Consider the following 11132-nt stretch of genomic DNA (forward strand, 5'->3'; position numbering starts at 1 on the left):
CCTCAAGCGAACTCGCAGGTCACGCAGGCATTGGCGTCAAGCGTGGCATGCACGCGCTTGAGGCTCACCCCCTGCGCCATGGCATCCAGCAAACGGTCAGCCACCAACGGCAGCACATGCTGGTCAAGTAAGTGATCAATCAGGCGTGCGCCACTGTCACTTTGTGTGCATCGCTCGGCCAACTGGTCCACCAAGGGCTGACAGAAACTGAATACCAATTGACGACGTGCCAGGCGCTCACCCAACCGGGCCAGCTTGATTTCTATCAGTTCACGCAGTACAGGACCGCCCACCGGGTAGTAAGGTACGACGCGCATACGGGCTAGCAACGCAGGCTTGAAATGTTTGCTTAGGACGGGGCGAATAGTTTGTTCCAGCACCTGCGCCGATGGACGTTCACCGTTTTCGCAGAGCTGCGAAATAGGTTCGCTGCCCAGATTGGAAGTCATCAGGATCAGGGTGTTGCGAAAATCGATTTCGCGTCCTTCACCGTCATTGGCTACGCCTTTATCGAAGATTTGATAGAACAGGTTCAGCACATCGGGATCAGCTTTTTCGACTTCATCGAGCAGCACCACGGAGTATGGTTTTTGACGCACCGCTTCGGTGAGCATGCCCCCCTCGCCATACCCCACATAGCCTGGTGGCGCGCCGATCAACCGCGAGACCGTGTGTTTCTCCTGAAATTCGGACATGTTAATCGTGGTGATGAAACGCTCACCCCCGTACAGCAGGTCCGCTAGTGCCAGGGCTGTTTCGGTCTTGCCCACCCCGCTGGGTCCCACCAGCAAAAATACACCCACCGGGGCGTCCGGTTTGTTCAGGCCGGCAGCAGTGGCGCGCATAGAGCGATCAAGGGCATGCACAGCCTGTTCCTGACCACGGATCCGGGTGCGCAAATCGGTGGCAAAACTTGCGACCTTTGCGTTGTGCTCCCGCGCCAATTGCTCCAAAGGTATGCCAGTCCAGGCACTGATGACTTCTGCTACCAGGCGCGGGCACACCTCAAAACTCACCAGGCGATCTTTCAGTTGCGCCTCGCTCAGGGCGCGCTGAGTGTCACTCAGGGCAGCTTCCAGCGTCTCGATGCTCGGCACTGCACCTCCCTGCGCCTCCATATTCAGACTCGCAGCGTCTTCTTCGGGGGGCGTGCCCGGCGCGGCAACAGCTGTCATCCGCGCCGCTGCCAACTGCTTGCGTTGCAACAACAACGTCTCTGCCAAGACCTTTTGCTCAGCCCACAATGTTTCAAGTGCTGCGCGTTCGTTTTCGGCTGCTGCCAGACGACTGTCGAGCAACGCCAGCGCATCTAGATCGATTGCGAGTCCCGATTCAGCATCACGACGCAACGCCTGGCGTTGCCTCTCACCTTCAGCCAGCTCGCCTCGCAACTGCTCCAGACCCTGCGGGGCAGCGGCCAGACTGATGCGCACCCGCGCACACGCTGTGTCCAATACATCCACGGCTTTGTCCGGAAGCTGGCGCCCGGCCAGATACCGAGCCGACAGTTCTGCCGCTGCCACTACCGCGTCATCACGTAGGTAAATACCGTGGCTTTTTTCATACACCTGCGCCAGACCACGCAGAATCGTCACTGCTTCACTGACGGTTGGCTCGTGTAACTGCACAGGCTGGAAACGTCGTGCCAGCGCGGGATCCTTCTCAAAGTACTTTTTGTACTCTGACCAGGTGGTGGCGGCGATTGTGCGCAATTCACCACGCGCCAGTGCGGGCTTGAGCAGGTTGGCGGCATCTGAACCACCCGCATTGCCCCCGGCGCCGATCAGGGTGTGCGCCTCGTCAATAAATATGATGATTGGTTTGGGCGACGCTTTGACTTCGTCAATCACGCCTTTGAGACGCCGTTCGAACTCCCCCTTGACGCTGGCACCTGCTTGCAGCAGTCCCATGTCCAGAGCCAATAGTTCGACATCTTTGAGCACCTGCGGCACTTCACCGGCCGCAATACGCGAGGCCAACCCTTCAACAATTGCGGTTTTACCCACGCCCGCCTCGCCCACCACAATCGGGTTATTTTTTCGACGGCGGGCCAGAATGTCGATCATCTGACGAATCGCGTCATCGCGGCACAACACAGGATCAAGTTTGCCGTCGCGGGCCTGCTGGGTCAGGTTGTGCGTGAAGCGCTCAAGCAACGATTCGCCAGATACAGAGGGTTTACCGGAGTTCGGCTGCGCCTGGAGCGAGAGTGCAAAACCCTTCAGACGTTCGATGTCCAGTTTGCTGAGTAAAGGCAAATAGTGGCTGCCTGCATAGCGCATCGGATTACGCAATAACGCCAAAATCAATGCAGCTTGCTCGACCTGGCTTTGACCCAGCTCAAGGTTGGCCACCAGCAGCGCGTCTTGTAACCATTGCACCAGTTCCGGCGCAAATACCGGGTTGCGAGACGCGCTGTGTTCAACCCTTGATTGCAGCGCTGAGCTCAGCTCGCCAGCGTCCACACCGGCGTCTTGCAACGCGCGCACCAGCAGGCCTTGAGGTCGTTCGAGCAGGCCCAGTAGCAGGTCCTCAACCAAAACTTTGTTGCCGCCACGGGCCACGCATCGCTCAGCCGAACCTTCAAGATCCCGACGGGTATCGGCGTCCAGCGCCTGAATCAGTTGTTGCAGGTCTACATTGATCATGTGACATCAGTCCTTAATGAATTTTGCTGCCCAGCGTCACCACGCCATCGGCGCGTTCACGCCCCAGCCAACTGGTCCATCCCAAGCGGCAGGCGTTCAGTTCTCCAATGCGTAGTTCGCGGATTTCTTCCTGACGCAACACCAGCCGGATGTCGTAATCGAGCGGGTCGCGCAAGGTGAAACGCACCAGTGCGCACAGTGGCTGGTAGCCAAAACCTATGGGTAAAAACTCATGAAAGCGTTCCCAATTCAGTTCCCGGATATAAATGCGGAACTTGCCGCTGCGGTCCCGAACACGCTCCCCGAGCACCAGATCTTCACCCAGCAAGCTGTTGGCCCGGCCGAGGCGATTACGTTGCTCCTCGAGAATCTCGACCCTCCGTTCAATGCACTGCTCAATGGTCAATTCGGCGTGTTTAAAGTAGTAACGCAACACCGCTTCTATCAGTGCTGCCGAATGCGCACGCAAGCTGAGCAACCCCAGGTAAGGCAACAAACGCTTCCAGTTCAGCTCTTTGGCCTGGCGGATTTCTTCGCCACCCAGACCGATCAGCGCAAACAGTTGCGCCGAAAACGGGTCCAGCGCGCCGCTCTGAAAACTTGCTCGGTAGCGGTACTTTTTCCAGATCGGCAGCATCAGCCGTTGCAGGCGATGGTGAAACAGGTCCAGAAAATTACGCGTCGGATTACCTTCTTCACTGTCGCCCAGCGCTTGCTCGCCGTAAAACGCCGGCAAGGGTGAGCCGGCCCCCACCAACCCGATCAGGTTGAACTGCAAGCGTGCACGCAGCTGCCCGTGCTCATTAAAAAACTGCACGCGGTCCACATCACTGCCCGGGAAGCCCAGGCTTGGGTTGGCCTGAAACTCCAACTGGTCGTACAGGTCGTCTTCATTGAGGAGTGGATGGGCTTCACGCAACCGGTCCATCACCAGCAATACAGCCTGAAACAGTGAGTACTCGCGTATAACCCGGCTCAGCCCACTTAAAGAAGTGGCTGTAGGCCCATACGTGGTGTCCATTGGTACACCTCTCCCTGTGTGCTCTTTACACGCAACTCGTGGTACGAGTTAAGGCTGGCGTAAAGGGCGAAAAACTCATTGAGCACCGACGCAAAAACGAACAGATCGCCTTCACCGATATACCCTTGCGTGTCGACTGTCAGCTCGGTGCGCAAACCGCGCACGGGCAGCCCACGGTGCAAGCGGTCAACGTGTTCGTGGCGGATCGACTTGAGCCCACCCAGCAGCCGCTGGCTGACTTTTTCAGCATGTTGGTCGTAATAGCGCGGCAGGTCGTACGTTTCGAGAATTACCTTCAACGCATTCACATCGGCCAGTGACAGGTAGTTCAGCGACATGTTGCTGATCAGCTTCCACAGGAAGTCACGGTTGATCGGGGGTGCATAACTGCACGTCGCCGGGGTGATATTGCGAAAGGTCAGGAACTCCGGGGTTTTTTCACAGGAGCGACATATATCCCCGAGTTTGAGCGTGCGCGGCAAGTTCTGATTGGTACAGGTCAGCTCGATTGACAGGGTTTCGTGGGCCTCTGTATCACGGATGCCGAAGCTCAGGTACGTGTCGAGGCCATCGTGCAACAGCGAAGAGCGCTGACGAATACTGTAATGGGCACGGGCTGTGGGCACGTCAAAGCTGGGGTCGTGCTCGAACGACTCAAATGGCACATAGGCCTGATAGCCCAAGCCCCCAGGCTTCCAGCCAATGACGCTTTCGACTGAAAACACCCCGCAGTGCTCCTGATCGTGCCCGGCAGGCAGCAACAGGTACTCGTCCTGCTTGCCATCGAGACGAATCGGCATCGCGTCATGTTTGAACAAGTTCACAATCGGCGTGCAATAGAGTTTTACGTTTTCCAGCGTCGGGCGTAAGCGCTGAATACCGCTCTTGCGGATCTCAAAGCGCAGCTCCAGGCCGCGCATTTGCTTGAGGGTGTCTTGCGGCAGGGAGTTGAGCATGTCCAGGCCGCTGACATCGACAAACAAAAACTTGTCCTGAAACGCGAAATATTCCTGTAAGTAGCGATAACCCCGAAAGGTGTTGAGCGGGTATGGGATCAGGGCTTCCTCTTCGGAAAACCCCACCGGTTTCACCCGGTCACCCGGCAGTTTGAATGCCATCGGACGCCCGCCCGCGCCCTCCAGCGGTTTGTTCGAAGCGTCCAGCGGAATCAGCTCGATGCTTTCCAGATTGCGCAGCAGGCTGAGGTACAACATCTGACTGATGTAGCGTTCGCCGGCAAAATGCAACCGCAAACGGCTCAGTTCGAGTTCCCCCAAGTGCCCGTCGGCGCTCATTTCCAGACGCAAACTCAGTAGCGATCCGTCGCCCTTGACTGAATAATTCAAAGCCTTCAGATCGAGAGCCATAACCTCGGTTGGGTAACAGGTGCGAAACCGGCACTGCACACCGCCTATCGGTACACTTTCGACAGGTGTTTCGCGCGCCACTTTTAGCCCAGGCCCAGGCATTGTCAGCGGATCAAACTGCAAAATGCTGAAGGCTGGCAGTGGACGCATGTAATTGGGCCACAGCAGTTGCATCAACGAGTGGCTCAGCTCGGGCAACTCGTCGTCGAGTTTCTGCCGCAAACGGCCAGTCAGAAAGGCAAATCCCTCCAGCAACCGCTCCACGTCAGGATCCCGCCCGGCTTGCCCCAGAAAAGGTGCCAACGCCGGACTGCGCTCGGCGAATCGTCGACCTAACTGTCGAAGTGCGGTGAGCTCACTTTGGTAGTAGTGGTTAAAGGACACGAAATACCTTCCTGGCATTAAAACTCATGAAAAATCTGTCTTGCCCGCCACTGGATCATGCTGTGTGCCGAGAAAGGAACTGCTTACTTCTTGTCGATATACCAGCTCGATGTATCTTCAGGTCACGTTGACTTGGCCACTGCCGTCCAGGCAGGCGCTAAAAGTCACTTGCCGCTTGATTCCTTCAACTTCCAACAGGCCTTCAATACTGAAGGTCAGGCGCAATTGATCGTGGTCACGGGGCAAGGAAACGACGCGCACCTTACTCAAGCGCGGCTCATAAGCTTCAATGAAACCCTCAATCGCCTCACGGGCCTGACTCAAAGAGTCATGCAGGCTCAAGCGCATGTCATTGAGATCAGGCAACCCGTAATCGGACAGCGTTTGCACGCTGCCCGCACGGGTGCTGAGCATCTTGGCGAGATGGGCAGCCACCGACGCCATGGCCGATATTTCGCGGCTCCAGCCGATGCGCGCATCCGCATCGCCGTTCAGGCGCTCGAAAAGGCTGCCATATCCCGTCATGAGTCGCTCCGCTTACTCTTTGTCCAGCTTGCCCACCAGGGACAAGGTGAAATCAGCGCCCATGTACTTGAAATGCGGGCGCACATTGAGGCTGACGCGGTACCAGCCCGGCTCCCCTTCTACGTCACTCACAATGATTTGCGCAGCGCGCAGCGGACGACGTCCACGCACTTCAGCGCTCGGGTTCTCCTGGTCGGCCACGTACTGGCGGATCCACTTGTTCAGCTCCAACTCAAGGTCGGTACGCTCTTTCCACGATCCGAGTTGTTCGCGCTGCAGCACTTTCAAGTAATGGGCCAGACGGTTAACGATCATCATGTACGGCAGCTGGGTGCCCAGCTTGTAGTTCAGTTCAGCAGCTTTGCCTTCGGCACTGATGCCAAAGAATTTTGGCTTCTGCACGGAACTGGCCGAGAAGAATGCTGCGTTGTCGCTGCCTTTACGCATGGTCAGGGAGATGAAGCCTTCCTCGGCCAACTCGTACTCACGGCGGTCGGACACCAGCACTTCGGTCGGAATCTTGGTCTCGATCTCACCCATGCTTTCGAAGTGATGCAACGGCAAGTCTTCAACCGCACCACCGCTTTGCGGGCCGATAATGTTCGGGCACCAACGGAATTTGGCGAAGCTGTCAGTTAACTTGGTGCCGAATGCGTAGGCCGTGTTACCCCACAGGTAGTGCTCGTGGCTGTTGGCAACGGTTTCTTTGTAGACGAACGATTTGACCGGGTTTTCTTCCGGGTCGTACGGGTTGCGCAACAGGAAGCGCGGCACGGTCAGGCCGACGTAACGCGAGTCTTCCGATTGGCGGAAACTCTGCCACTTGGCGAACTGCGGGCCTTCAAAATGATCTTTCAGGTCTTTGAGGTCCGGCAAGCCGGTGAAGCTTTCCAGGCCAAAGAACTTAGGGCCGGCAGCCGCAATGAACGGCGCATGAGACATGCATGCAACGCTGGACACGTACTGCATCAGTTTCACGTCCGGCGCGCTTGGCGACAGGTAATAGTTGGCGATAATTGCGCCCACCGGCTGACCACCGAACTGGCCGTATTCAGCGGTGTAGATATGTTTGTACAGCCCGGCCTGCATGACTTCCGGCGAGTCCTCGAAATCGTCGAGCAGGTCCTCTTTGGACACATTGAGGATTTCGATCTTGATGTTTTCACGGAAATCGGTGCGATCGACCAGCAATTGCAAGCCACGCCACGATGACTCCAGCGACTGGAACTCCGGATGGTGCAGGATTTCATCCATCTGACGGCTGAGCTTTGCATCGATCTCGGCGATCATGCGGTCAACCATCGCTTTCTTGACCGGCTCACCATTGTTCTGCGGCTTGAGCAACTCCTCGATGAATGCCGACACGCCACGCTTGGCAATGTCATACGCTTCATCGTCTGGCGTCAGACGCGTCTGCGCGATGATGTTGTCAAGAATGCTGTATTCGCCGTTTTCAGTACTGCTTTGCTGCGCTGCATTGGTGCTCATTGCGTTCTCTTCCTTGGCTGATGGGGGCTCAAGCGTCCTGGGTGGCGGCGTTCAAGCCCAGCTCGCCCAATACGCGATCACGGGATTCATCGTCGGCCAATACGCCTTCAATGGCTTTGCGAAATGCCGGTGCATTCCCTAATGGACCTTTAAGGGCCATCAGCGCCTCGCGCAGCTCCATCAGCTTTTTCAACTCGGGGATTTGCTCGACAAGGCTCGCCGGGTTGAAGTCCTTCATCGAGTTAACGCGCAGTTCAACGGCCAATTCTTCAGTGTCGCTTTCTTCCTGAAGACGGTTGGGAACGCTCAAGGTCAAGCTCAGCTCTTGCTTGGCCAGCACCTCATCGAAAGTCATCTTGTCGATGCTGATCGGCTTGCGATCTTCGACTTTGCGTTCATCCTTGCGGTGGGTGTAATCACCGATGGAAAGTAGCTTCAACGGCAGTTCTATTTCTTCCTGTGCCCCACCGGTTGCGGGTTTGAAGGTGACGTTGATGCGTTCCTTGGGGGCTACCGAGCCTTCTTTGGCCATGGTTTTTTTCCTTGCTTGTGTGACCCTGGGGCCTATTCGAGTACCACTTCAAGATCGAGGTGGCACAACCTGCGATATATCTCATCCCTGCGTTCACGTACGGCATGGTTCTGCGGTAATAACTCGCAGCAGTTATGCAGTAAATGCAGCACTTCCAGCGCAAGATCAGGTTCCCAGGCATTCAGGCCTGAGTCCTGTAAGGTTCGGTCCAGGGTTTCAAGCTGGGTCTTGGCCAGCTCGTACTTCTTGGCCATGAAACACAGTCGCGCGAGGGCGAACTGCCAAAAAAACCGGACGCGTCCGCCTTGAGCGTTTTGCAAGCCTTGCTTGAGGATCTGCACGGCGGGTTTGAGACCGTCCTTGCGTAGAATCGGTAGCACCTCTTCAAGGGCAAGTTCCCAAGCAGGCTGCGTAGCGGTCACTTCGACCTTGCGCGGCGCACTGGCGCTTTGCAGGTGCGGCATGACACTGGCACTGATCCATGCGCGCGTCGCCGGATCAGCAAACGGTGCCCCGTCATGGAAGCGCAATTCAATAATGCCGGGCAGGCGCTGAATCAGCAGACTGAAGTGGATTTCGACCTCACGCATAGCGAGGTCGGCATTCAAAGACTGCAAGCATTCCCACACAATCCGATGACCATCAAACCAGAATGGGGCCTTGCCCAAACTGGCCTCCACCTCCACCAACAAGTCGGCGTACTGACCTTGAGCGAAACGGTCCTCATAGGCCTTGAGCTTGTCGGCGGGCAACCCGCGCAGCGCGGTAATTTGCTCGGAGCTGCGCTCAGGCAAGGCGTCGATGGCCATCCACATCAACGTACGATTGAGGCGCAACGCCCGCACATCCGTGGCTTTCTGCCTTAGCCACCAGGCGCACAGTGGACGCGCGCTGTCCTGCTGGGTACGCAGTGCCTTTTGCGCGTCTTTTTCGTTATCAATTGGAGTACCGGGCGTGAACAGTTGGTTAGCCGCCTGTTTGACCTGAGCTACCACAGCCCCGACTACGCCAGGTTCTGGCTCGTTATTGGCGGCGCGCTGGACCATATTTGCCAGTCGTCGGTGAATGGGCAGCAGCAATGGCGCAGCATCGTCAAGGTGTCGAGTCAGCACGGCGTCCAGCGCTTGCAACTGTTTGACCAAGCTGCGAAAGAGCGGCAACTGCTCCTTGATCGGCACGTCATCTTTCAACGCCCCTTCGAGTCGCGGCACCAACCATGCAATGGCCGCAGCGCGAGTCCGCGCCTTGGCCGGGTGGAACTGTTCCCAGTGATGCTCACACAGGTACACCAGCACGCCCAATCCGGCATGCAGCCCGGCGAAAGATTCACGCAGATGCAAGGCCCAAGTCAGCTATGCTGCAACACGTAAATCCTTGGAAGAGTTTCGAAGAATGTGCTCGCTGTTTTCCTGAATTTTCAGCCAGTCGACAGGACCGCTGGCGTGCAGCGATTGAGCCTTTTCCAGCTCCGCTTCCAATGCTTCAAACTCACTGGAGTAGCGCACCTCATCACCGGCAAAACTATCAATTGAAATGGGCTGCCGGACCAAGTCGGCATAGCGGACCATTAGCGTGCTTGAATACGTCATCTATACCTCCTTGATGATTGAACGCTAGAGCGCTCGCGCCTCCTGGCAAACCCTTAAAGCAACTTCCCCCCTCGGATCAACAAGGTGGGAAATGGACTTTATATCAAACACCTCCAATACCTTAATGGCACTGTGATACCTGATGCGGGCCGAGAGGATACACAAAAAACTAACGAGTCGTTACCAAAAAACAGCCGTCTACCTTACCGAGAAATATTATGCCTTTCATATTTTTCATTTATTCGAATGAAACTACCGCCGCCACAGGCCTCACGTTGCGAATTGCCTGACAACAGTGGAGACCAACCCATTGAAACCCGAAATCCCCTTTAAAAAAATGCGGTTTAGCCAATGAAATCAGTTACTTGTCGTATTTATATGCCACCTTTAATTCAACATTACATACAAGCACGTTTGCCGGGCGATTATCACCATTTAGCAAGCGAGCATCTATCAGAAAATTCTGATAATTCAAAAATATTTCACACCTCATATAAATCGAACAACAGCCTCATCTTCACACGCTGCCTCCGACTTGCGACGAACACCCGCTAACAAAAACCCTAAAATCATCTTAAGAAACCAAGGTTTCCACAGATACAAACCTCCTCCAGCAATGAAAAAGTCACCTCTCAATCCCCCTCTCAAAACACCCTTAATTCCCGCACCCCAAAACACGCCAACTGCGCAAGAAGTTGCGCACTCAAATGTGGATAACCGTGTGGATACATTGCCAGAGCACATATAAACCGTGCTCTATAGACGAGTGCGCAAGAAGTTGCACAGTACTGCGCAACTTCTTGCGCACTTTTCAGGAGTTTTTGTTTAAAAATTAACCACTAAAAACTACTACTTCACCTATGTCATTGTTTTTAAAGGCTTTCAAAAAAGTTGGCACGAACTTTGGTTACTACATTCAGCACTTGACCGGCATTTGGGCCTTTCAAGTCCTTATTTTTCAGCAAGGAGAGCCTCAATGGCGACGCCAGCTTACATGTCCATCACCGGCACCAAACAGGGTCTGATTACTGCCGGTGCATTCACCGCAGATTCGGTAGGCAATACCTACCAGGAAGGTCATGAAGACCAAGTCATGGTTCAGGGTTTTAGTCACGAAGTGATCATTCCTCGCGACCCGCAGTCGGGCCAACCCACCGGTCAGCGCGTTCACAAACCGGTAAAAATCACCAAGGTTTTCGACAAATCGTCGCCGCTGCTGCTGGCCGCACTGACCTCGGGCGAGCGCCTGACGGAGATCGAAATCCAGTGGTTCCGCACCTCGGCGGCCGGTACGCAAGAGCATTACTTCACCACCAAACTTGAAGACGCAATCATCGTCGACATCAAGGACTACATGCACAACTGCCAGGACCCGTCGAATTCACACTTCACGCACCTGGAAGACGTGGAATTCACCTACCGAAAAATCACTTGGACCCACGAAGTATCGGGCACTTCCGGTTCCGATGACTGGCGTACGCCGATCGCTGGCTAAGGCTGGCTGAGTGTTTCTGCGTACCGACCCCTGACAGTCGGTACGCCGTATTGCCCCCAGAATTTTATGTTCTCGTCGCCTGT

General features: G+C 55.6%; 7 protein-coding genes and 1 pseudogene. 1 reads left to right on the forward strand and 7 read right to left on the reverse strand.

Annotation, left to right across the window (positions count from 1 at the left end):
• Positions 1-2 precede the first annotated feature (2 nt).
• The 7 genes and pseudogenes from tssH to tssA all read right to left on the reverse strand — a co-directional run bounded on the left by tssH (position 3) and on the right by tssA (position 9554).
• The gene (gene tssH, locus HBN61_RS09845; protein ID WP_170046654.1) at positions 3-2648 is read right to left on the reverse strand and encodes a type VI secretion system ATPase TssH; all 2646 of its coding nucleotides are present in this window, start codon (positions 2646-2648) and stop codon (positions 3-5) included.
• A gap of 13 nt (positions 2649-2661) precedes the next feature.
• On the reverse strand, positions 2662-3669 hold the full coding sequence (gene tssG / locus HBN61_RS09850) for a type VI secretion system baseplate subunit TssG (RefSeq protein WP_170046655.1): 1008 nt from the start codon (positions 3667-3669) through the stop codon (positions 2662-2664).
• On the reverse strand, positions 3633-5420 hold the full coding sequence (gene tssF, locus HBN61_RS09855) for a type VI secretion system baseplate subunit TssF (protein WP_170046656.1): 1788 nt from the start codon (positions 5418-5420) through the stop codon (positions 3633-3635). The genes tssG and tssF overlap by 37 nt, the downstream gene beginning before the upstream one ends.
• Positions 5421-5537: 117 nt before the next feature.
• Positions 5538-5945 carry a type VI secretion system baseplate subunit TssE gene (gene tssE / locus HBN61_RS09860; RefSeq protein WP_170046657.1) on the reverse strand — a complete coding sequence of 136 codons (408 nt, stop codon included), beginning with the start codon at positions 5943-5945 and terminating at the stop codon, positions 5538-5540.
• A gap of 12 nt (positions 5946-5957) precedes the next feature.
• Positions 5958-7433 (reverse strand): type VI secretion system contractile sheath large subunit, encoded by a 1476-nt coding sequence (gene tssC / locus HBN61_RS09865; RefSeq protein WP_170046658.1) that lies wholly within the window; start codon positions 7431-7433, stop codon positions 5958-5960.
• 28 nt (positions 7434-7461) lie between these two features.
• The gene (gene tssB, locus HBN61_RS09870) at positions 7462-7965 is read right to left on the reverse strand and encodes a type VI secretion system contractile sheath small subunit (protein WP_170046659.1); all 504 of its coding nucleotides are present in this window, start codon (positions 7963-7965) and stop codon (positions 7462-7464) included.
• Positions 7966-7997: 32 nt separating this feature from the next.
• Positions 7998-9554 (reverse strand): annotated as a pseudogene (gene tssA / locus HBN61_RS09875) (type VI secretion system protein TssA).
• 976 nt (positions 9555-10530) lie between these two features.
• Between tssA and HBN61_RS09880 the strand changes: the two are divergent.
• Entirely contained in the window at positions 10531-11049 is a 519-nt protein-coding gene (locus HBN61_RS09880; protein WP_169892590.1) for an Hcp family type VI secretion system effector, read from the forward strand.
• Positions 11050-11132: the final 83 nt, after the last annotated feature.

This window comes from Pseudomonas sp. WS 5071 (assembly GCF_012985765.1).
In the GTDB taxonomy this organism is placed as follows: domain Bacteria; phylum Pseudomonadota; class Gammaproteobacteria; order Pseudomonadales; family Pseudomonadaceae; genus Aquipseudomonas; species Aquipseudomonas lundensis_A.